The 21,688-nt window shown below is 72.4% G+C and carries 18 protein-coding genes; 6 read left to right on the top strand and 12 right to left on the bottom strand.

The genetic code is table 11. The annotated features are described in order from the left end of the window. Nucleotides 1-21 precede the first annotated feature (21 nt). Nucleotides 22-2,757, top strand: coding sequence for a molybdopterin-dependent oxidoreductase (locus ABC271_RS01960; protein ID WP_412923240.1), 2,736 nt, complete (start codon nucleotides 22-24; stop codon nucleotides 2,755-2,757). A gap of 29 nt (nucleotides 2,758-2,786) precedes the next feature. Here the strand turns inward: ABC271_RS01960 and ABC271_RS01955 are convergent, their stop codons facing one another. The 9 genes from ABC271_RS01955 to allB all read right to left on the bottom strand — a co-directional run bounded on the left by ABC271_RS01955 (nucleotide 2,787) and on the right by allB (nucleotide 12,535). Next, nucleotides 2,787-3,617 carry a PIG-L family deacetylase gene (locus ABC271_RS01955; RefSeq protein WP_412923239.1) on the bottom strand — a complete coding sequence of 277 codons (831 nt, stop codon included), beginning with the start codon at nucleotides 3,615-3,617 and terminating at the stop codon, nucleotides 2,787-2,789. Beyond that, entirely contained in the window at nucleotides 3,614-4,204 is a 591-nt protein-coding gene (locus ABC271_RS01950; RefSeq protein WP_412923238.1) for a class I SAM-dependent methyltransferase, read from the bottom strand. Before ABC271_RS01950 ends, ABC271_RS01955 begins: the two co-directional genes overlap by 4 nt. 121 nt (nucleotides 4,205-4,325) lie before the next feature. Beyond that, complete coding sequence (locus ABC271_RS01945; RefSeq protein WP_412923237.1) at nucleotides 4,326-5,174, bottom strand: PhzF family phenazine biosynthesis protein; 849 nt, start codon at nucleotides 5,172-5,174, stop codon at nucleotides 4,326-4,328. A 218-nt stretch (nucleotides 5,175-5,392) separates the two neighbouring features. Further along, nucleotides 5,393-6,670 carry an allantoate amidohydrolase gene (locus tag ABC271_RS01940; protein WP_412923236.1) on the bottom strand — a complete coding sequence of 426 codons (1,278 nt, stop codon included), beginning with the start codon at nucleotides 6,668-6,670 and terminating at the stop codon, nucleotides 5,393-5,395. Next, complete coding sequence (locus tag ABC271_RS01935; protein ID WP_412923235.1) at nucleotides 6,667-7,896, bottom strand: pyridoxal-phosphate-dependent aminotransferase family protein; 1,230 nt, start codon at nucleotides 7,894-7,896, stop codon at nucleotides 6,667-6,669. The genes ABC271_RS01940 and ABC271_RS01935 overlap by 4 nt, the downstream gene beginning before the upstream one ends. 184 nt (nucleotides 7,897-8,080) lie before the next feature. Then, nucleotides 8,081-9,739: an AtzH-like domain-containing protein gene (locus ABC271_RS01930; RefSeq protein WP_412923234.1), complete on the bottom strand. Its 1,659-nt coding sequence runs from the start codon at nucleotides 9,737-9,739 to the stop codon at nucleotides 8,081-8,083. After that, nucleotides 9,736-9,924 (bottom strand): hypothetical protein, encoded by a 189-nt coding sequence (locus ABC271_RS01925; RefSeq protein ID WP_412923233.1) that lies wholly within the window; start codon nucleotides 9,922-9,924, stop codon nucleotides 9,736-9,738. Before ABC271_RS01925 ends, ABC271_RS01930 begins: the two co-directional genes overlap by 4 nt. After that, nucleotides 9,921-11,210 (bottom strand): acetamidase/formamidase family protein, encoded by a 1,290-nt coding sequence (locus ABC271_RS01920; protein WP_412923232.1) that lies wholly within the window; start codon nucleotides 11,208-11,210, stop codon nucleotides 9,921-9,923. The genes ABC271_RS01925 and ABC271_RS01920 overlap by 4 nt, the downstream gene beginning before the upstream one ends. Continuing rightward, the gene (allB, locus tag ABC271_RS01915) at nucleotides 11,207-12,535 is read right to left on the bottom strand and encodes an allantoinase AllB (RefSeq protein WP_412923231.1); all 1,329 of its coding nucleotides are present in this window, start codon (nucleotides 12,533-12,535) and stop codon (nucleotides 11,207-11,209) included. The genes ABC271_RS01920 and allB overlap by 4 nt, the downstream gene beginning before the upstream one ends. Nucleotides 12,536-12,946: 411 nt before the next feature. Between allB and uraD the strand changes: the two genes are divergently transcribed. Genes uraD through hpxO form a run of 3 tightly spaced genes read left to right on the top strand, consistent with a single transcriptional unit; the run spans nucleotide 12,947 to nucleotide 14,985 of the window. Next, the gene (gene uraD, locus ABC271_RS01910) at nucleotides 12,947-13,474 is read left to right on the top strand and encodes a 2-oxo-4-hydroxy-4-carboxy-5-ureidoimidazoline decarboxylase (protein ID WP_412923230.1); all 528 of its coding nucleotides are present in this window, start codon (nucleotides 12,947-12,949) and stop codon (nucleotides 13,472-13,474) included. Continuing rightward, the gene (gene uraH, locus ABC271_RS01905; RefSeq protein WP_412923229.1) at nucleotides 13,471-13,791 is read left to right on the top strand and encodes a hydroxyisourate hydrolase; all 321 of its coding nucleotides are present in this window, start codon (nucleotides 13,471-13,473) and stop codon (nucleotides 13,789-13,791) included. The genes uraD and uraH overlap by 4 nt, the downstream gene beginning before the upstream one ends. A gap of 9 nt (nucleotides 13,792-13,800) precedes the next feature. Next, complete coding sequence (gene hpxO, locus ABC271_RS01900; protein ID WP_412923228.1) at nucleotides 13,801-14,985, top strand: FAD-dependent urate hydroxylase HpxO; 1,185 nt, start codon at nucleotides 13,801-13,803, stop codon at nucleotides 14,983-14,985. Nucleotides 14,986-15,560: 575 nt separating this feature from the next. On the opposite strand, the gene ABC271_RS01895 is transcribed toward hpxO, so the two are convergent. Next, nucleotides 15,561-16,085 (bottom strand): adenine phosphoribosyltransferase, encoded by a 525-nt coding sequence (locus ABC271_RS01895; protein WP_412923227.1) that lies wholly within the window; start codon nucleotides 16,083-16,085, stop codon nucleotides 15,561-15,563. Between the two features lie 165 nt (nucleotides 16,086-16,250). Here ABC271_RS01895 and ABC271_RS01890 point away from each other — a divergent pair, with 165 nt between their 5' ends. Both ABC271_RS01890 and ABC271_RS01885 read left to right on the top strand, forming a co-directional pair. Continuing rightward, a complete protein-coding gene (locus ABC271_RS01890) occupies nucleotides 16,251-17,930 on the top strand; it encodes a glycoside hydrolase family 13 protein (RefSeq protein ID WP_412923226.1) in 1,680 nt (559 codons plus the stop codon). A 27-nt stretch (nucleotides 17,931-17,957) separates the two neighbouring features. Next, complete coding sequence (locus tag ABC271_RS01885; RefSeq protein WP_412926088.1) at nucleotides 17,958-18,956, top strand: LacI family DNA-binding transcriptional regulator; 999 nt, start codon at nucleotides 17,958-17,960, stop codon at nucleotides 18,954-18,956. Nucleotides 18,957-18,970: 14 nt separating this feature from the next. Here the strand turns inward: ABC271_RS01885 and ABC271_RS01880 are convergent, their stop codons facing one another. Next, on the bottom strand, nucleotides 18,971-20,191 hold the full coding sequence (locus tag ABC271_RS01880) for a DUF4190 domain-containing protein (RefSeq protein WP_412923224.1): 1,221 nt from the start codon (nucleotides 20,189-20,191) through the stop codon (nucleotides 18,971-18,973). A 63-nt stretch (nucleotides 20,192-20,254) separates the two neighbouring features. Further along, the gene (locus ABC271_RS01875; protein WP_412923223.1) at nucleotides 20,255-21,448 is read right to left on the bottom strand and encodes an NAD(P)/FAD-dependent oxidoreductase; all 1,194 of its coding nucleotides are present in this window, start codon (nucleotides 21,446-21,448) and stop codon (nucleotides 20,255-20,257) included. Nucleotides 21,449-21,688 lie beyond the last annotated feature (240 nt).

The following is a 21,688-nucleotide window of genomic DNA, read 5'->3' as shown; positions in this document are numbered from 1 at the left end:
ACGCCGGCGGGAGGACACCGAGTGAAGTTCCAGGTCAACGGGTCCGCCGTCGAGGCCGACCCGCGGCCCGGTCAGTGCGCGCGCACGCTGCTGCGCGAGACCGGCCACGTCGAAGTGAAGAAGGGATGCGACGCGGGGGACTGCGGCGCGTGCTCGGTCCTGCTCGACGGCGAGCCGACGCACTCGTGCATCGTTCCGGCGATGCGTCTCGAGGGACGCTCGATCACGACGGCCGCCGGACTCGCTCCGGGCGATGACCTGCACCCGGTGCAGGAGGCTCTGGCATCCGGATTCGGGTTCCAGTGCGGGTTCTGCACCCCGGGCATGAGCGTCACGGCCTCGACCCTGTGCGAGAGCGACCTCGACGACCTCGACCGCCGCATGAAGGGCAACCTGTGCCGCTGCACGGGATACCGTCCGATCCGCGAAGCGATCCGTGAATCCGTGCTGGGCCCGGTTCGCGAGACCGGCCCGGCGGACGGGCGCGTGGGCGCCTCGGTGGTCCCGGAGTCGGCCCGCCGGATCGTGCAGGGTAAAGAGCCGTTCACCTTCGACGAGCCCGTGCCGGGTGGTCCGCCGCTCGTGCTCCGCATCGTCACCTCGCCTCACGCGCACGCCCGCGTCACCTCGATCGACACCACGGCCGCGCTCGCCCTTCCCGGCGTCATCGCCGTGTTCACCCACGCCGACGTCCCCGACATCCGATACTCGACCGGCCGTCACGAGCACCGCACCGACGACCCCGACGACACGCGCATGCTCGACGACGTCGTCCGCCACGTCGGCCAACGGGTCGCCGCGGTCGTCGCCGAGACGGCGGAGGCGGCGGATGCCGGCTGCCGCGCGGTCCGCGTCGAGTACGACGTGCTCCCCGCCGTCTTCGACCCCGAGGAGGCGCGTCGGCCGGGAGCACCGCTGCTGCACCCCGACCGCACGCCGGAGGAACGGGTCACCGCGGCCGACCGCAACGTCGTCGCCGAGTTCCACACCGGTCACGGCGGCGACATCGACGCCGCCCTCGCCGCGAGCCACGTCACCGTGACGGGCGAGTGGCGCTCCGCGCGCGTCACCCACGCCGCCCTGGAGACGCACGGCTCGGTCGGGTGGCTCGACGACGCGGGACGCCTCGTGATCCGCTCGTCGACCCAGGTGCCGTTCCTCGCCCGCAACGAGCTCGCGCACATCTTCGACCTCGAGCGCGACCGTATCCGCGTCTTCGCGAACCGCGTCGGCGGCGGATTCGGCGGCAAGCAGGAGCTGTTCACCGAGGACCTCACGGCCCTCGCGGTGCTGAAGCTCGGCCGCCCCGTCGCGTACGAGTTCTCGCGCACCGACCAGTTCGTGAGGGCGTCGCTGCGGCATCCGATGCGCGTACGCACGACGCTGGGGGCGGATGCCGACGGGCGCCTCACGGCGATGAAGCTCGACGTGCTCAGCGACACCGGCGCCTACGGCAACCACGCGATCGGGGTGCTGTTCCACTCGTGCGCGGAGTCGACGACGCTCTATCGCGTGCCGACGAAGTGGATCGACGCCGCGGCGGTCTACACGAACAATCCGCCGTCGGGCGCGTTCCGCGGCTACGGGCTGGGGCAGGTCGTGTTCGCCGTGGAGTCGGCGATGGACGCCCTCGCCGAGGAGCTGGACATCGACCCCTTCGACCTGCGCCGGATCAACGCGGTACGCGAAGGCGATCCGCTCCACCCCGACGAGGACAAGTACGAGGAAGACCTGATCTGGGGCAGCTACGGCCTCGATCAGTGCCTCGACCTCGCGCAGGACGCGCTGCGGCGCGGCAACGGCGTCCAGGCGCCCGCGGGCTGGGCGGTCGGCGAGGGCATGGCCGCCGCGATGATCGCGACGATGGCTCCGCGCGGGCACATCGCGCACACCACCGCCACCCTGCGCCCGGACGGCACCTACCTGCTCCGCGTCGGCACGGCCGAGTTCGGCAACGGCACCTCGACCGTGCATCGGCAGATCGCGGCGACGGTGCTGGACGCGTCGCACGACCGCCTCGAACTGTGGGCCGCCGACACCGACGCCGTCCGCCACGACACCGGCGCTTTCGCCTCGGCGGGCACGACGGTCGCGGGCAAGGCCCTGCACGCCGCGTGCACGGCGCTGCGGCGGCGGATCCTCGACGTCGCCGCGGAACTCGCCGGAGGGGACGCCTCCTCCGCCGAGGTCGTGGCATCCGGTGTTCTGGCCGGTGACGAGCTGGTTCCGTGGGATCGGATCGTGGATGCCGCCCCCGCCACGATGCGCGACGAGCACGGGCTCACGGCCGACGGCGCGGAGTTCGGCGACCTCCGCTCGCTCGCGTTCAACGTGCACGCCGTGCGGGTGGCCGTGGACCCGGCGACGGGGACGGTCAAGGTGCTGCAGTCGATCCAGACCGCCGACGCCGGCGTCGTGATCAACCCGGCCCAGTGCCGGGGCCAGATCGAGGGCGGGGCCGCGCAGGCCCTCGGCGGCGCGCTGTACGAGGAGGTCATGCTCGAGGACGGCGTCGTTCAGAACGCGGTGTTCCGCACCTACCGGGTGCCGCAGTTCGCCGACGTCCCCGACACCGAGGTGTACTTCGCCGAGACGGACGACGCGCTCGGCCCGTTCGGTGCGAAGTCGATGAGCGAATCGCCGTACAACCCGGTGGGCGCGGCGATCGGCAACGCCGTCTCCCGCGCACTCGGCCGCCGCGGGTACGAGCTGCCGTTCTCGCGCGACCGCGTGTGGAGGCTCGCCGGCGGGGAGTGACGCGCCAGGTCGCGAGCCTGCGCGTTCCGTCAGCGGGGGCCTTCGACTCGCGCGAGATCGCGATGGTCGACGTGATGCTCGCGCCGAAGCCAATCGCCGAAACCGGGGAGCGAGGCGTAGCCCGCCGGATCACGGCACACGACGGCGTCGTGCGCGGCGTACGCGGCGAACACGTCGAGTTTGCGGTCGACGTCCGCGGCGTCGAGGTTCGCCGGCCACGACTGAAGCGGATACCCCACCGCGTAGCGGACGACCTCGCCGTCCACGAGGCCCGCGTCGACGGCCGCGGCGACGAGTCGACCCGCACCGCCGTGGTCCGGATGGTCGCCCTCGCTGCCCACCGCCGAGTCCGGCATGGTCGTCAGCACCGCCGACGCACCGCTCTCGGCGACGAAGGCGCCGATCGTGCTGACGAGTTGACCGAGGGTGAGCTCCCGTCCCGTGTCGAGCGTGGTCAGCGATGAGACGCGCCCGTCGACGAGCTTGGGGAGGGTGCGGTATCCGGTCGCGTACCACCCGCCGCCCGTCAAGCCGCCGTCGGGAAGGCGCAGGAACGCCAGGGCGATCCGGGGGTCGTCGTCAGGCGAGGTTGTGGTGACGGCGACGCCGTTCGACAACACCGTCTGGTGGTCGGTCCAGGGCGTCGACGAGCCGCGCATCACGTCGTAGGCCGCGCGGAGGCCCCGTTCGCGGCCGGTGACGTAGGTCGACATGCCGGTGCCCGCATCCGAGGCGGTGAGGAACAGGTTGCGCACATGGTGCCCACGGCGAATGGCCCGATCGAGCGTCGGGACGGCGAACAGGAGGTCGTCGTCGTAGTGCGACCAGATCCCTGCCGTCACCGGCGCCGCGGCGGTCACCGGCGGGTGAAGAAGTCGTAGCGGTGCGCGTAGTGCGTCTCGGTCACCAGGTGGTCCCCGCCCGCGGCGGGGAGCACGGCCCGGTCGAAACGCCCGGCGGCGAGCGCGTCGAGATCAGGGATACGCCGCCCCTCCATATCGTTCCAGCCCACGACGAGCCATCCGCCCGGACGCAGCACGTCGGCGCACGCCGCGAGTCCGCGCTCGACTTGGTCGGCGGTGTCGAGTCCCCACCCGAAGACGCCGTTGCAGACGATCAGGTCGAAGGTGTCGACCGAGTAGGCCGTCGCGAGCTCGGTCATCGACAGGGTGAGGTGGTGCGGTCCCGCGATCCGCTGCATCTTGGGGTCGACGTCGATGGTGTGGTATTCGATCCCGCGATACAGCCGCGGATACGTGCGGGTGTACCAGGCGACTCCGACGTCGAGGACGCGCCGGACGTCGGCGCGCCCGACGAACTCCGGCACGATCACGTCTTCGAGCAGCACGCGGTCGGGCGTCGCCAGACGCCACCGGCCGTTCTTCCACCGCAGCCGGCTGCGCAGGCGAACGCTGCGGGGGACGAGTCGTCTCCAGAGGGGGGACATTCGTTCTCCAGCGGTCGACGCGGTCGAGGGATGGACTTCCGCCCATGATTGCACGCGCGCGTCCGCACCGTCGGGATCTGCGGCGATCTCCCGGGTAGCGGGCCGCGTTTGCCGCCGCCGGTCACATCGGCGTCGCGCCACCCCGGACATGGATGCCACCGACCGGAGGCACATCGACCTCGAGGATGCTCGGCCGGCCGATGTGGCGTCCCTGGTGGACGGTGACATGGAACGGCGCGTCCAGCCCCGCCCGCTCCCGCAGGTACACGCCCAGGGCAGCCGCCGCGGATCCCGTAGCCGGGTCTTCGGTGATGTCGCCGACGGGGAAGAGGTTGCGCGCCTCGATGACCGCGCCGTCAGCGATCTCGCCGCCGGCGTGGACGACCGTGACCGTGCCCGTCCACCCGCGCTCGCGCATGAGGGCCTGCACCGTGAGCGGGTCGAACCCGAAGCCGTCGAAGACGTCGAGCACCCGCACCGCGACGATGGGATGCCAGTTTCCGGCGAAGGCCTCGGCGAGCGGCATCCGCGGGTCGAGGTCGTCGGCGTCGAGTCCGAGCAGCGCCAGCAGCGGCGCGGCGTCGTCGAGATCGCGGACCGTCGGCTCGACGCTCGTGAAGCCCGCGGCGATGCGGCCGCCATCGTCGCGCGCCGATACCTCGACGTCACCCGCGACCGTCTCGAACACGAACTCCCCCGGCCCCTCGGCCTCGGCGAGGGCGACCGCGGTCGCGATCGTCGCGTGACCGCAGAACGGCACCTCGGCCTCCGGCGAGAAATAGCGCACCCGCAGTCGGCGCCCGTTCCGAGCGACGACGTACGCCGTTTCGGGATGACCGAGTTCGGCCGCGATTCGCAGCATGTCGGACTCGTCGAGGGCCGTGGCATCCAGGACGACTCCCGCGGGATTGCCACCCCCCGGTTCGGCGGCGAAGGCGAGCAGGTGCAGGATGCCAGGAGCCTCGGTCATGCGTCGATTCTTCCGCGCGAACCCGGGGCATTCGCGGGCCACACGGGAATCCGTGGACCGCGTGCGATCCCCAGAGGTGACGCCTCCGCCCGACGTTTGTCGCCCGGTGGGTGTACGGACGCGCGCGACACCATCGCACCGGTGCACCGTCGGGGCTCCTTCTCGACCGCACCACCCGCTCGCTCGGGGCCCGGACGGCCGGCCCGGCCGCTGCTCGGCTACCGCGGCTCGGCGCCCAGCGCGAGCACCGCCTCGGCGAGTGCCCGGACCCCCGCCGCGACGTCTTCCGTGGAGACGGCCTCGTCCGGGTGGTGACTGATCCCGTCGGGGTTGCGGAGGAACAGCATCCCCACCCCGGTGATCGCACCGATCGCCATCGCGTCGTGACCGGCGCGACTGAACAGGGTCGGAGCCTCGGCACCGATCCCCGCCCGCACCACGTCCTGCAGCAGCGGCTCGCAGAACACCGCCGGAGCGGAGTGCACCTCGCGCGCCCGCCAACGCAGCCCGCGGCGGCCCATGATGGCATCCAGTTCTGCCGAGATCTCGGTCCACGCGTGGTCACGGGTCTCGTCGAACTCGCCGCGCAGGTCGAGGGAGAACACCGCTTCGCCGGGCACGACGTTCACCGCACCGGGGAACGCTTCGAGCTGTCCGACCGTGCCGACGATGTGGTGCTCGGCACGGCAGATGCGCTCGACCGCGAGTGCGGCCTCGCTCGCCCCGAGGAGCGCGTCACGACGCATGTCGTACGGCGTGCCGCCCGCGTGCCGCGCCTCGCCCTCGACGACGAGCTGGAACCGCCGCGCCGACGCGATCGACGACACCGCCGCGAGCGACAACCCGGCGCGGTCGAGCTCGGGGCCCTGCTCGATGTGCGCCTCGAGATACCCGACGAGCTCCTCCGGCTTCCGCGCGGCCTCGCCGACACGGCCCGGGTCGAGGCCGAACTCGCGGAACGCCTGCCGCAGCGTCGAGCCGTCGGCATCCGACAGATCCCACCAGGCGGGGTCCCACTGCCCGGCCACCGCCGACGAACCGAGCAGTGCTTTGCCGAACCGTGTCCCCTCTTCGTCCGAGAACGCGATGACCTCCAACGCGAACGGGAAGGGGCTGGATGCCACACCCTCGTCGTCGACGCGACGGACCAGCCGCACCACCTCGAGGGCCATCAGCACACCCACGATGCCGTCGAAGCGGCCGGCATCCGGGACCGTATCCAGGTGCGAGCCCATCAGGAGCGCGGGCGCGTCGCGATCGCCGGCGGGAGCGAGGCGGCCGACCTGGTTGCCGGCCGCGTCCTGGCGGGTGGACATGCCGAGCTCGCGCATCCACTCGGCGGCGAGCCGGTTGACCCGTGCGTGCTCGGGCGACAGGTACACGCGCTCGATGCCACCGGTCATTGCGGTGACCCGCGCGAGCTCTTCGCACCGGCCCATCACGCGCCGGGCGGCCGCCGCGATCCGCTCGGGAGCGACCTGCAGGCGCGCCGTCATCCGGCGGCTCCGTACACGCCCTGCGCGGCCTCGACGCCCCCGCCCGCGGCGACCGCGGCACCATGCCGGCGCAGCACCGTCTCGAGAGCGGCGAGGGTGGTGAGCACGGCATCCTTCCGCGCGTTGTAGCCCATCGTGCCGATGCGCCAGACGCGTCCGTGCAGCGGGCCGAATGACGTGCCGATCTCGATGCCGAAGTCGTTCAGCAGCTCGGCGCGCACCGCGTCTCCGACGACCGCCTCGGGGATCTCGACCGCGACGACGTTCGTCATCTTGTGCGCCACGTCTCCGAAGACGGCGAGCCCGAGACCCTCGACACCGGCGACCATCGCGTCGCCGTGCAGCCGGTGCCGCGCGATCACCTCGTCGCGACCCTCGAGGAGCAGCACGCGCGCGCACTCCCGCGCGCCGTAGAGCATCGTGGTCGCCTCGGTGTGATGGTTCAGGCGCCGCGGGCCCCAGTAGTCCAGGATCATCGCGAGGTCGAAGTAGTTGGAGCGGATGAAGTCGGATGCCTCGGCATCGCCCTCCTCCCGGATTCCCGCCTCCACCCGGGCGCGCGAACGCACCACCTCGACGGCGCGGTCCGACAGGCTGATCGGCGCCGAGCCCGAGGGTCCGCCGAGGCACTTCTGCAGGCCCGCGGTCGCGGCATCCAGGCCCCAGGCATCCATCTCGAAGGGGTTGCCGCCGAGCGAGGCCGTCGCGTCGGTGTAGAACAGGGCGCCGTGCGCGCGGCAGATCTCACCGATCTCATCGAGCGGCTGGAGCATCGTGGTCGACGTGTCGCCCTGCACGCACGCGACGAGGTGCGGCTTCACCCGCTCGATCGCCTCGCGGATCGTCGACACGGGGAAGACCTCTCCCCACGGAACCTCGATCGTGTGCACCTCGGCGAGCGCGCGCTCGGCGATCTCTTTCAGCAGGTGGCCGAACCGGCCGAAGACCGGCACGAGCACCCGGTCGCCGGGGCGGATGAGCGACACCATCGCCGCCTCGATGCCGGCGCGGCTCGTGCCGTCGATCAGGACCGTCGCGTCGTTCTCGGTGCCCCAGACCCGCCGGTAGAGCTCCTGCGTCTCGGTCATGGTCGCGGTCATGAACGGGTCGTACTGTCCGACGAGCGGGGCGCCCATCGCCCGCAGCACGCTCGGATACGCCGAGATGGGGCCGGGGCCCATCAGCAGGCGCGCGGGCGGGTCGATCGGGCCGGGGAGCTGGGTCATCGGGACTCCGTGGTGCGGGGGTGGGTGGGACGGGGGACAGCGGCGGTTCGGCACTGCCGAACTCCTGAGATTTCGGTCGCAGAGGCCGCTGGCGCGGGGGCAGCAGCAAGATGACGACGGTTCCTCAGGAGTTCGGGACGGGGCAACAGCCCGGTGCTGGGCGCGGATGCGGAGGCGCGACGGGTCATCGGCCGGCTCCCGAACCGACCAGCGACGCGAGCCGGCGGGCGAGGCGGACCAGCGCGATGTCGGTGCCGGCGCGCGACACCAGGCAGACGCCGACCGGCGCACCGGCGACCGTCAACAGCGGCACCGACACGGCGGGGAGGCCCGCCGCCGCGGCCGGTGCGGTCATCCGCAGGGTCGCGGCGCGGACGGCATCCACGTCGGCGGTCCGCAGCGGCGCGGGACCGGGCACGGTCGGGAAGATCAGCACGGCCCCGTCGACGAGCTCGGCGAGGTGCGCGGCGATGGGCTCCAGCTCCCGACGCGCGGCGGCCTCGTCGGCCGCGGTGATCTCCGACGCGACGCGGAAGCGCTCGGCGACCGCCGGGCCGACGGCCCCGGGGTGCGCACTCAGCCACTCGCCGTCGTTGCGCCACGCCTCGGCGCCCTGCACGGTGCGGAACGCCGTGAACGTGGCATCCAGGTCTCCCGAGTGCACCGCGCGGAAGGGCGGCGGATCATCGGATGCCGCGAGCCCGGCGAGCATCCGCGAGAAGGCCGCACGGGTGTCGGGCTCGACGCAGTCGAGAATCTCCTCCGGCACGAGGAACCGCCAGGGCAGGTCGTCACCGGAAGCGCCGTAGACGTTCTCGGTCGATGCCGAGCCGTCGTAGCTGAGGCACCAGTCGGCGACGCGCTCGAGGGTCTCGCCGTCGCGGGTGAGCCAGCCGACGGTGTCGAAGGATTGCGCGAGCGGGAGCATCCCCTGCCGCGGCACGAGGTCGTGCGTCGTCCGCAGCCCCCACAGGCCCTGGTACGACGCGGGCACGCGGATGGAACCGGCGGTGTCGGTTGCCAGGCCGATGTCGGCGTGGCCGAGGGCGACGGCGGATGCCGGCCCGCTCGACGATCCGCCGGGCAGGGCGCCGACCACGGCCCCGTTCGGCGGGGTGCCGTAGTGCACGTTGTCGCCCGCGATCGAGTAGGCGAACTCGTCGGTGCGGGCGATGCCGCGCAGCGACGCCCCCGCGCGCAGCAGGTCGGCGACAGCCGGAGCGGTGGCCTTCTCGGGGCGGGCTTCCTCGAGGAACGTCGGGTTACCCGCGCCGATCCGGAAGCCGGCGACGGCGAAGAGGTCTTTCACGGCGACGGTGAGTCCCGCGAGCGGGCCCTCCCACGCCCCCTGCAGGAACGGGTCGCCGACACTGCGCCAGATCGTGCGGTCGATTGCGGGAGTCCGGGGCGTGACGTGGGCCGCGGTGATGAGCCACCGCCCGTCGATGCGCTGCCAGATCTGGGTCTGCAACCCTCGCCCGCCGCCACGGAACGCCGACACCGAGACGAGGAGGGCGACGTCGCCGTCGGTGCTCTCCGGGGGGTTCGCGGCGGCGTCGCTCTCCGGGGCAGTGGCGTCGGCGGGGGATGCCGGGGTCCGGCCGCCGCGTGAGAGGGGGCGGTAGTGCAGTTCGGCGATCTCGCGCCGAGGGACGCCGCCCCGCAGCGCGCGGAACCCGCTGATCGCGTCGTGCCCGACGAGGAGTCCCGCGGTGTCGCCCCTCAGCGTCTCGTCGCCCGGCGCGAAGAAGGCGTCGAGCGCGTCCAGGTCGTTCGAGACGATCGCCCGCTCGTACGCGTCGAACGCTTCGCGCAGGTCGGCCGGGATCGTGGCATCCGTCACTGTCGTCCCCTCTCCGGCGCGTCGTCCAAGGGTGAGTGTCCAAGTCGTGCGGATGCGTGCGCGAGCCATCCGCGTGTCGTGGACACCGAACCACGAGCCGGGCGCTGCGGGACGATTCCCGGAGCGGCACCGGCGGCGTCCGCGGCCTCGGCGCGGGCGAGGGCGGCGGCGAGAGCGGGGGTCACGGGGCGTCTCCTTCGGGGCCGACGGAAGGATCGGGGGTGGCGGGGACGTCGTCCGGTGGGTCGGCCGCGTCGGCGGCGGAAGCGACCGGGGCGTCGTCCGCCGGGTCGGCGGCGGAACCCGATGGACCCGCACCGGATGCCGACGGTGCGGGCTCCCCCACGGCCGACGCACCGAATGCCAGCGGCACCGGCTCCACGGCGGGCACGGACGCGAAGTCCGCCTCGCGGATGCGGGCGTGGACGCCGGTCACGATGTCGACGACCTGCGAGATGTCGAAGTCGGTCGCGGCGCTGAGGTAGGCGTAGGCGAGGTGCTCGTCCATGCCCCACCGTCCGCCGAGGAGCGACAGCGCGGAGCGGACGCACGCGCGCATCGCGGCGTTCAGGTCGGGATCCATGCCGGTCGGCACCAGGTACTCGGGGGTCCGGACGAGCGGGCCGGTGACCTCGCCGAACGCCGCGAGGGCGGCATCCGCGGGGATCACCTCGAAGCGCAGGGTCGCCCGCAGCGAGGCCTCGAGCGCCGTGAGCGCCACCTCGCCGTCGCCCTGCGCGAAGTGCGGGTCGCCGACGTACGCGAGAGCCCCCTCGACCTGGACGGGAAGGAACAGCGTCGTCCCCTCGACCAGCAGGTTGATGTCGATGTTGCCGCCGTGTGTCCCGGGCGGCACGGAGTGCGGGCGTTCACTCCCCGCGACGGCGACGCCCATGGTGCCGAGGAACGGCGCGAGCGGGAAGGTGACGACCGGCTCCCCGCCGTCGGCGACGGGCAGAGTTCCGTACAACGCGCCGTCACGCTCGGCCACCGCGGCGAACACGCTGACGTTGCGCTCTCCGCGGGGCAGTTCGCCCACGAGCGCGCCCTTGCCGTGGCGGTTCGAGATCACGCCGTACGGCACCCGCGGCGCGAGGGCTTCGACCGTGATCTTGAGCAGATCGCCGGGGTGCGCTCCCCGCACGTGCACGGGCCCGACGACCACGTGCGGACCGTCGGCCATCACATCGCGCGGGACGGATGCCGCGATCGCGATCGCATCGTCGAGCACGTGTTCCGCGGGCACACCGTGCGAGGCGAAGTACGCGCGCGGGTTCTTGCCCTGGTCGTCGAGGATGCCCTCGTGGCTCACGGTGTCGAACGTCACGCTCTCGCCCGAAGCGATCTCGAGCACAGCCGCGTCGGTCGCGCACGGGAGGCGCCCCCACAGCACGGTCCCGGTCGTCGCCCGGACGTAGTGGTCGCCGGGGATGGCGCCGACGCCGGGCTGCAGGATCGGGACGGCGCTCACGCTTCGACCGCCGCGTGCACGAGCTCGCGCCCCGCGCGAAGCGTCACGGGCTCGCCGCGGCGGAACACCGACTCCCCGCGCAGCCACGTCTCGCGCACGACGCCGGCGAGCGTCTGCCCGTGCCACGGCGACACCGGATTGCGGTATTCGAGGGCGGTGGCATCCACGACGAACTGCTCGTCGGGGGCGAAGGCCACGAGGTGAGCGGGGGCTCCGGGAGCGATGACGCCGAGTCCCGCGAGCCCGGCGATGCGCGCGGGTCCGGTGGTGAGGAGAGGCAGCAGGCTTTCGAGGGGGATGCCACGCCCCCGCGCCGCGGTATGCACCGACGACAGGCCGGTCTGCAGTCCCGCGATCCCTCCCCAGGCCAGTCCGAAATCGGGGTTGGACTTGAGCTCGACGGTCGCGGGCGAGTGGTCGCTGACGATGGCGTCGATGGTGCCGTCGACCACCCCCGCCCACAGCAGGTCGCGGTTCGCGGCGCCGCGGATCGGCGGGCAGCACTTGAACGCCGCGGCCCCGTCGGGCACCTCGGCGGCGTCGAGCGTGAGGTAGTGCGGACACGTCTCGACGGTCAGGCGCACGCCCTCGGCCTTCGCGGCACGGACGTCGTCGAGCGCCTCGCCGTCGGACACGTGCACGATGTGCGCCCGCGCCCCCGTGCGGCGAGCCGCGTCGATCACGCGGAGGATTGCCGCGCGCTCGCTCTCGGGCGGACGACTCGCCTCGAAATCGGCGTAGTGCGGGCCGAGGGCACCGTCGGCGTGCAGGTGTGCGGGGTCTTCGGCGTGCACGATCAGCAAGCCGTCGAAGACGGCGAGCTCGGCGAGGCACGCCTCGAGCTGCTCGGCGTCGAGGTGCCCGAACTCGTCGATGCCGCTCGGCGAGAGGAAGCACTTCACCCCGACGACGCCGGCATCCGACAGCGCACGCAGCGACCCGAGGTTCTCGGGGACGGCTCCTCCCCAGTAGGCCACGTCGACGGCGAGCTTCCCCGCGGCGGCGGCGCGCTTGGCATCCAGGGCTTCGGGGGTCGTCGTGACCGGCGAGCTGTTGAGGGGCATGTCGACGACGGTCGTCACTCCGCCGGCGGCCGCGGCGGCTGTGCCGGTCGCGAAACCTTCCCACTCGGTGCGTCCCGGCTCGTCGAGGTGGACGTGCGAGTCGACGAGGCCGGGGAGCAGCACGGCATCGTCGGGCAGGACCGTGTCGGCGACCGGGTCGAAGACGGTGACGGCGGAGATCCGGCCCTCGTCGATCACGACCGTGGCGGGGATGAAGCGCCCGTCGACGTACGTGCGACGGGCGGCGATCCTGGTGCTCATGCCGATCACGCTAAAGGCCCCGCGTTTCGCCGATGTAACCGTCATCAACATTCATGCGAACACTCGGGCTGTGGAGGAGGAGTCGGCCCGCCGCAGCCGGACCCGGTGCAGCGCGGTTCAAACTCCGGAGTTTCGGCGCCTACCGGCCGTAGGGACGCCGGTTGGCTGGAATCCAGCCCGAATTCTCAGGAGTTTGGCCCGGGGCGGGCCCCCGGCGCGCGGCCGTGGGATGGGCGGGTCCCCGGCGCGCGGCCTCGGGATGGGCGGGTCCCCGGCGCGCGGCCGTGGGATGGGCGGGTCCCAGGCGCGCGGCCGTGGGAGGGCGGGCGCCCTCGCGCAATGTTCCCCACAGCAACATTGCGGACACATCCCGCCACAGCCCCGTAACGCGCGCCGCATAGCGTTGCGGGCATGCACCTCACCGCCTTCAACGCGGCCTCGCCCGCCGATGCGGCGGAGGTCGTCCGCGTCTGGGCCGACATCCCGGGGTGGGTCGACGCCGTCGTCGCCGGCCGCCCCTACGCGGACGTCGACGCCCTCGCCGCCTACGCCGGAGACCTCGCCGCGGCCTGGTCGCCACAAGACCTCGCCGCCGCCCTGCACGCCCACCCGCGCATCGGCGCGAAGGTGTCGGGCGAGAACGCCGAGGCTGCGGCATCCCGTCGCGAACAGGCCGCGATGACCACTGCCGCCGACGACGACGTCGCCGCGATCGCCGCGGGCAACGCCGCGTACGAAGCACGGTTCGGACGGGTGTTCCTCATCCGCGCCGCGGGGCGAACCCCGGGTGAAATTCGCGCCGAACTCGAGCGACGTCTCGACAACGAGCCCGACGCCGAAACCCTCGAGGCGACGCGGCAGCTCGCCGAGATCGCCCTGCTGCGCCTGCGGACCACCCTCGCCGACGACGTCCCCGACGAACCGGAGCCCGCCGAGTGACCTACCTCACCACCCACGTGCTGGATGCCGCCACCGGCACACCCGCGGCCGGCGTCTCCGTGACGCTCTCGCACCTCGACGGGGCCACGATCGATTCCGCCGTCACCGACGCCGACGGGCGCCTCGCGCTCGGCCCGGATCGCCTCACCGACGGCGACTACGCGCTGACGTTCGGCACGGGCGCCTACTTCCGCTCACGCGGGGTCGCGTCGTTCCACCCCGTCGCGACGGTCGCGTTCACCGTGAGCGGCGAGGGACACCTGCACGTGCCGCTGCTGTTGAGCCCCTTCGCATACTCGACCTACCGCGGCAGCTGAGGAGAAGCCATGAAGGTCATCGTCATCGGAGCCGGCGTCGGCGGCACCTCCGCCGCCCTGGCGCTCCAGAAGCTCGGCCACGAGGTCGTCGTCTACGACCGCATGCGCGAGAACCGCCCGGTGGGCGCCGCGCTGTCGCTGTGGTCGAACGGCGTGAAGGTGCTCAACTGGCTCGGCCTCGGCGCCGAGGTGGCCGCGCTCGGCGGACAGATGGATGACATGGCCTACTACGACGGCCACACCGGCGACGAGATGTGCCGGTTCAGCCTGGCATCCGTCACCTCCCAGACCGGGCAGCGACCCTACCCCGTCGCCCGCGCCGACCTGCAGGCGCTGATGATGGATGCCGTCGGCCTCGAGCACATCCACCTCGGGATGCAGCTCATCGAGGTGGCCGACGACGGCACCACCGTCACCGCGACGTTCGCCGACGGGTCGACCGACACCGCCGACCTGCTCATCGGGGCCGACGGGGCGCGCTCGCTCGTGCGGGACTACGTCACCGAGCCCACCGGCATCCGCCCCGAGAGGCGCTACTCCGGCTACGTCAACTACAACGGCCTCGTCGCCGCCGACCCGCGGATCGGCCCGCCGCACCAGTGGACGACCTACGTCGGCGACGGCAAGCGCTGCGCCGTGATGCCCGTCGCGGGCGACCGGTTCTACTTCTTCGTCGATGTGCCCGGGCCCTCCGGCGTGCTCGAGGACCGCATGGCGGCACTCGAAGCCGCGTTCGGCTCGTGGGGCGCGCCGGGTGTCCGGGCGCTCCTGGATGCCATCGACCCCGACGCCTCACTCAACCGCGTCGAGATCTGGGACATCGACCCGTTCGACACGTGGGTCCGCGGGCGCGTGGCGATCCTCGGGGATGCCGCGCACAACACCGCCCCCGACATCGGTCAGGGCGCGTGCTCGGCGCTGGAGGACAGCTTCGCCCTCGGCATCGTGTTCGCCACGACGACGCTGGGGGTCGAGGACTCGCTGAAGCGGTACGAGCGCATCCGCACCGAGCGGGCCGGCGACCTGGTGCTCCGCGCCCGCAAGCGCGCGCACGAGACGCACGCCTTCGATGTCGAAGCGACGCAGGCGTGGTACGACGGCCTGCGACGCGAGGACGGCACGGGCGTCATCCGCGGCATCGTCGGCAACATCGAGGGCAGCCCCGTGGAGCTCGGCGCTTCCGTGCTGCGCTGACGCGCCGGTTCCCCGTTCGCCACTGTCACGACGGCCGGGCCGAACTCCGGAGAAACCGAGCCCGGGGGGGCGGGAAACCCCGGCCCTCCGGCCGGGCCGAACTCCGGAGAAACACGCCACCCACGGCCAGAACGCCGGTCACACCGGCCACAGGATGCCGAAACTCAGGAGTTCGGCGCGGCTCGGCACCCCGCTGCTGCAACGGCAGCGCGGCCGCAGCCGCCCCGGGCAGAATGTGCCGGGCGGCCGGCGTGGGGCGGGAAACCCCGGGCCCGGGGCCTCCGGCCGGGCCGAACTCCGGAGAAACCTGCCACCCACGGCCCCGACCACAGACGCACAGGCCCCAGACCGCCAAGAGTCAGGAGTTTGGCACTGCGGGTCGGCATCCCCGATGCCCTCCCCCGGGCAGAACGTGCCGGTCGGCCGGCGCGGCGCCGAGGAGCCCCGAGGTTTCCGGGCCGGGCCAAACTCCGGAGAAACCCGCCGCCCACAGCCAGAACGCCGGTCACACCGGCCACAGGATGCCGAAACTCCGGAGTTCGACACGGCACGGCGCGGCACAGCGCGGCGCGGCGTCAGACGTGGAAGACCGTATGGACGTCGCCGCCGAGCACCTCGCGGCCACCCAGGACGTCGATCTCGAGCAGCACCGCGGTGCCGGTGACGTCGCCGCCGAGGCGCGCGACCAGGGCTCGGCCGGCCTCGAGCGTGCCACCCGTGGCCAGCACGTCGTCGAGCAGCAGCACGCGCGTGCCGTCGGGGATGTCGTCGTGCATCTCGATCTCGGCCGTGCCGTACTCGAGCGCGTACGAGACGGACGCCGCCGGCCGGGGCAGTTTGCCCGCCTTGCGGATGGGCACGAGCCCGACACCCGCCGCGACGGCGGCGGCGCCGGCGAGAAGGAATCCGCGCGCCTCGATGCCCGCGACCACGTCGAACCGTCCGGCGAAGGGCTCGAGCAGCGCATCGATCGTGGCGCGGAGGGCCTCGGCATCCGCCAGCAAGGGCGTGATGTCGCGGAACGTCACCCCCGGCTCGGGGTAGTCGGGGATGCTGCCGATCAACGATTCGGCACGGGCGAGGGCGGAGGCGTCGGGCACCGCCCCAGCCTAGACGCGGACCTCGTCCCACTTCTGGCGAATCATGTCCCGATGGTGGCCGAATGCGGGGCGCCGAAGTGGCAATGAGTGGGACATGGTTCTGCCGCCGCGAGAACGCCGCCCCGGACTCGCCCCACTGCAAGCGCTTGCACTAACGTGGAACGCATGACTTTCACGCAGGAGGACCCGCGCCCCGAACTCGTGTCCACCCCCGGATCCGAGTGGTGGCGCACCGCTGTCATCTACCAGATCTACCCCCGCTCGTTCGCGGACGCCTCGGGCGACGGTCTGGGCGATCTGCCCGGCGTCACCGCGCACCTCGACGACCTCCACGAACTGGGGGTGGATGCCATCTGGCTCAGCCCCTTCCAGCGGTCGCCGCAAAAGGACGCGGGGTATGACGTCGCCGACTACCGCGACGTCGACCCGATCTTCGGCACGCTCGCCGACTTCGACGCGATGCTCGCGGGTGCGCACGAGCGTGGCATCCGGGTGATCGTCGACCTCGTGCCGAACCACTCCAGCGATCAGCACGTGTGGTTCCAGGAGGCGCTGAAGGCCGCGCCCGGCAGCCCCGAGCGCGCGCGGTACATCTTCCGCGACGGCAAGGGCGAGAACGGCGAGCTGCCCCCGAACAACTGGGAGTCCGTCTTCGGCGGCGGCATGTGGAAGCGCGTGACCGAGGCCGACGGGCAGCCCGGCCAGTGGTACCTGCACATCTTCGACGAGTCGCAGCCCGACTTCGACTGGACCAACCCCGAGGTGCGCGCGGAGTTCCGCGACATCCTGCGCTTCTGGCTCGACCGCGGGGTCGACGGATTCCGCGTCGACGTCGCGCACGGCCTCATCAAGGCCGACGGCCTGCCGGACTACACGCCCGACCCCGAGGGCGGGTCCATGGGTGGCGACGACGAAGAGGTGCCGTACTGGGGGCAGCCCGGCGTCCACGAGGTGTGGCGCGACTGGCACGAGGTGCTCGCCGAGTACGACGGCGACCGCGCCCTGTGCGCCGAGGCGTGGCTGCCGACCGTCGCGCAGACCGCGCTGTGGGTGCGCCCTGACGAGATGCACCAGGCCTTCAACTTCCACTACCTCGAGACAGCCTGGGATGCCACGGCCCTCCGCGCCGTGATCGAGGAGTCGCTGGACGAGTACGGTGCCGTCGGCGCGCCGAGCACCTGGGTGCTGTCGAACCACGACGTCGTGCGTCACGCGTCGCGGCTCGCACTGACGGCCGAGAACCCGCAGGGCGCGGGCATCGGACCGAAGTCCCCGGGCCAGCCCGACCCGGTGAAGGGCCTGCGCCGCGCCCGCGCCGCGACCTCGCTGATGCTCGCACTGCCCGGATCGTCGTACCTGTACCAGGGCGAGGAGCTGGGCCTTCCCGAGGTCATCGACCTGCCCGACGACGCCCGCCAAGATCCGACGTGGTTCCGCACCAACGGCGAGCGCTACGGCCGCGACGGCTGCCGCGTCCCGATCCCCTGGACCGCGGACGCTCCCGCCTACGGCTTCAACGACACCGGTGCCGCCTGGTTGCCACAACCGGCGGAGTGGGCGGAGTTCGCTCGCGACGCGCAGCGTGACGACCCGGCATCCACCCTGTCGCTCTACCGTTCGCTGCTCGCCGAGCGTCGCGCGCGGGGCCTCGGCGCGGGGACCCTGGAGTGGCTCGAGGGGTACGGCGACGACGTCGTGGCGTTCCGCAACGGACAGATCACCGTGATCGCCAACCTCGGCGACTCCACCGTGGACCTCCCCGCCGGTGACGTCCTCGTCGCGAGCGGTCCGCTCGACGGCGCCACGCTCCCCACCGACACGACCGTCTGGATCGCCGCGGCCTGAGCCGTGGCATCCGGGATCCGCGAGACCGTGGTCGGCATCGACGAGGTCGCCCGCCGGGCGGGCGTGTCGACGGCCACGGTCTCGCGGGCCCTCAGCGGCCGCGGAGCCGTCTCGCCCGCCACACGGCAGCGCGTGCAACGAGCCGCGGACGAACTGGGATACGTCGTCTCGGCACCCGCGTCGGCCCTCGCGACCGGACGCACGCGCGCGATCGGCGTCGTCGTGCCGTTCCTGGACCGGTGGTTCTTCAGCACGGTACTGGCCGGCATCTCGGACGCGCTCGTTCGCCGCGGCTACGACATCACCCTGTACAGCGTCAGCGGCGAGCGCGCGGAACGCCGACGGGTGTTCGACGACCACCTCCGCCGCCGCCGCATCGACGGGGTCATCACGATCGCCCTCGAGTTGGATGCCGCGGAGTCCACGCTGCTGCGGGGCCTGGGCATCCCCGTCGTGGCGATCGCGGGGCCGACCCCGCTGCTCACGACACTCACGGTCGACGACCTCGCCGTGGGGCGTCTGGCCACGCGGCACCTCCTCGGCCTCGGGCATCGCCGCATCGCGCACATCGGCGCCGACGCGACGACCGACGCCGTGTCATCCGTCCCGGCTCTGCGGCGTCGAGGCTTCGTCGAGGAGATGGATGCCACCGGTGCGACGCCGGCCTTCGCCGCCGGCGACTTCACGATCGAGGGCGGATCCGCCGCGGCGCGGCTGCTCCTCGGCGACGACGAGCGCCCGACCGCGATCTTCGCCGCGTCGGACGAAATGGCGATCGGGGCGGTGCTCGCCGCCCGCGAGGCGGGGTTGCGGGTGCCGGAGGACGTGTCGATCATCGGCGTCGACGGCAACGACCTCGGCCGATGGTTCGGCCTCACGACCGTGGATCAGTTCGCCCGCGGCCAGGGCGAGAAGGCGGCAGAAGCCGTGCTCGCCGAGCTCGACGGCGCGGACCCGGCCACCCGCCGCGGCACCCTCCCGTTCGCGCTGCTCGAGCGCGGGTCGACGGCGCGGCCGCCGGAGTAATACTTCTCGGCCCGTCAGCGCTGCGAGGCCGCCAACGATCCGGTCGTCTGCGCCGCGGCCGGGTCGAAGATGAGACACAGGATTTCGCGGTCGCCCTGCGCCCAGGTGTCCTCGGTCGGTGAGACGTAGGAGTAGTCGAGGGCCGAATCGGCATACGGGATGCCGACGAAGTCGCCGAACACCGCACCGCACCGGTCGAGCGCCTGGGTCTGGAGCGCGTCGTCCCCGGGGAAGGCGCCGTCGTCGAGCAGGAACGAGGAGAACACCTCGTACGTGTGGGGCTCGGCGCAGTCGAGCACGTTGTCACCGGTGATGAAGCCGCTGGCCACGTCGTCGAGGCACGAGCCCACCGGGAGCGCAAACGTTTCGTCCGGCTGGGCGGAGGACTCCTCGCCGGGCGGAACGAACGGATCGGGCGGCGAGCCCGCGCTGGACGAGGTCGCCGCACCCAGCGCGAAGAAGAGGAAGAAGCCGATGGCGGCCATGACCGTGAGCACCATCACGACCGCCCCCACGACGATGCCGCCGATCGCGAGACCGCGCCCCTTCTCGCCGGTCCGCTTCACTTGGGCGAGGGCGACGGAACCGGCGACGATACCGCCGATCGGGAAGACGAAGCCGAGGACGAGGGCGACGATCGCGACCGTGTTCGTCCGTTGCTCGGCGCCGGGGATCGGAGCCGGTGCGCCGTAGCGGACACCGGGAGGAATCGCCGCGGAGCCCGCGGGCGGAACAGGGAGACCCTGGGGGAAGGCGGCGGTGTCGCCGGGGAGCGGCCCCCCGGGCGCATCGGAGGCGGTCGGTGCGGGGACGGCTCCATCGGGCACGGCTCCGTCGGGCACGGCACCGTCGGGCACGGCACCGTCGGGCACGGCGCCGACCAGCAGACCCTGCTGCGCCAGCCGCAGTCCGGACAGGTGTGCGGCCTCGCGGACGACGTCGCCCGCCTTGACCGCACCCACGGCGCCGCCTTTGAAGAACCCGCCGACGGTGGAGTGCTCGAAGGCGGCCAGGGTGCCCTCTTCGATCTCGGACAGGTGGACGTCGAATCGCACGTGCATGTCCTGGCCCGCGAAGGCTCCTGCGACGATCGTGGTGCCGAGGCTTCCGCGGGAGACGTCGAGCGAACCGCTTGCCGTCGGCTGCACGGTGAACCCCTGCTCCACCAGGGTCGACGCGACGGCGTCGCGCGCCTGATCGAGCGGAAGAAGAAGACGCAGTTCTGCGGTCGCCACGGATGCCCCCTGATCTCGTCACCCTACGGGTGACGTGGCCGGAACCAGGCTATCGCCCGGCTCTCAGCGGATGCGGCCCACCAGGTCGTCGCGCGTGAGCGTGTCGGCCTCGGCGAGAACCGCGCGGGCGGCATCCCGGGCGTCCTCGACGTTCCACAGCAGCACACCGACGACCCGATCGTCGTCGAGGTAATAGACGACGCCGCGGTCGGGCTCGACCCAGTCCTCGACCGTCTCGAGCGAGGAGTCGAGCGTGCCGACGGCCTCGTACCGGATGCCGAACACCGCCGAGTAGTAGTACGGCGTGTGGGTGTAGGGCTCCCCGGCGCCGGCGAGGTTGCGCCCCGCGGCCCGGCCCATCTCGTTGGCGTTGTCGACATGCTCGACGCGGCGACGTCCGAGCAGCCGGTCCGGGTAGCTGGCCACATCCCCGGCGGCCCACACGTCGTCGACCGACGCCCGCAGCTGCGCGTCGACGACGATCCCGTCGTCCACCGCGAGTCCCGCGGCTTCGGCGAGATCGGTCGCGACCTCGATGCCGAGACCGCTGACGACCGCGTCGGCGCGCACCTCGTCACCGCCCTCGAGTGCGAGCCGCACGCCGTCGGCATCCACCTCTCCGCCCTCGACCTTCGAGCCGGCGACGATCTCGACCCCGGCGTCGCGGAACAGCTTCTCGAACCGCTCCGCGAGCGCGGGCGGGAACACGGCGTCGCCGAGCACCGCGCCCGTGTGGATCAGGACCGTGTCGACGCCGTTCTGCACCAGGGCGGCCGCGAGCTCCGAGCCGATGTATCCCCCGCCGACCACGGCGATACGGTCGACGTCGTGCGCCAGCGCGCGCAGCCGCCGGTAGTCCGCGGCGGTGCGGAAGGTCAGTGCGCGCTCGCCGTTCGACGCGTCCTCGATCGGGAGGGGCACGGGGTGGCCGCCGGTGGCGACGAGGAGCTTGCCGTAGGAGAACGTCTGGCCGTCGGCATCCACTTCATGCGCGTCTGGACGGATCGCGGTTGCGGGAGTACGCAGACGAATGTCCGCGCCGGTGTCGTCGGCGGTGTTCAGCGGCACCTTCTCCCACGTGAACTCGTCGTCGGTCCACAGCTTCTTGCTGAGGGCAGGGCGCGTGTACGGCTCGTCGATGTCATCGCTCAGGATGCCGATCGACCCGTCGGCATCGAGCTCGCGGATGCCGCGCGCAGCGGTGTCGGCGACCATTCCGCCGCCGACGATGAGGTAGTCGAAGTGTGTCGTAGGCATGCCGCCAGCCTCGCCGCGGCCGCGCCGCACCCGGGACGGGTGGACAGGGGGCGTGGCATCCGGTAGCGGGCGACGGCATTCGGTGTCCCAGACACACGGATGCCACGCGCTCTCGTCTGCGTGTCCTGGACACTGAATCGCATCGAACGGCACCTCGCACGCGCGAGCGTCCCGTGAGAGGTTCAGTGTCCAAGACGCGCCGTAGGGCGTCGGGCGCACGCGGCGTGTCTTGGACACTCG

Source organism: Microbacterium canaveralium (assembly GCF_047238045.1).
Taxonomy (GTDB): Bacteria; Actinomycetota; Actinomycetes; order Actinomycetales; family Microbacteriaceae; genus Microbacterium.
Note: the sequence above shows the minus strand (reverse complement) of the source record. Positions and strands in the feature narration are given on the sequence as shown.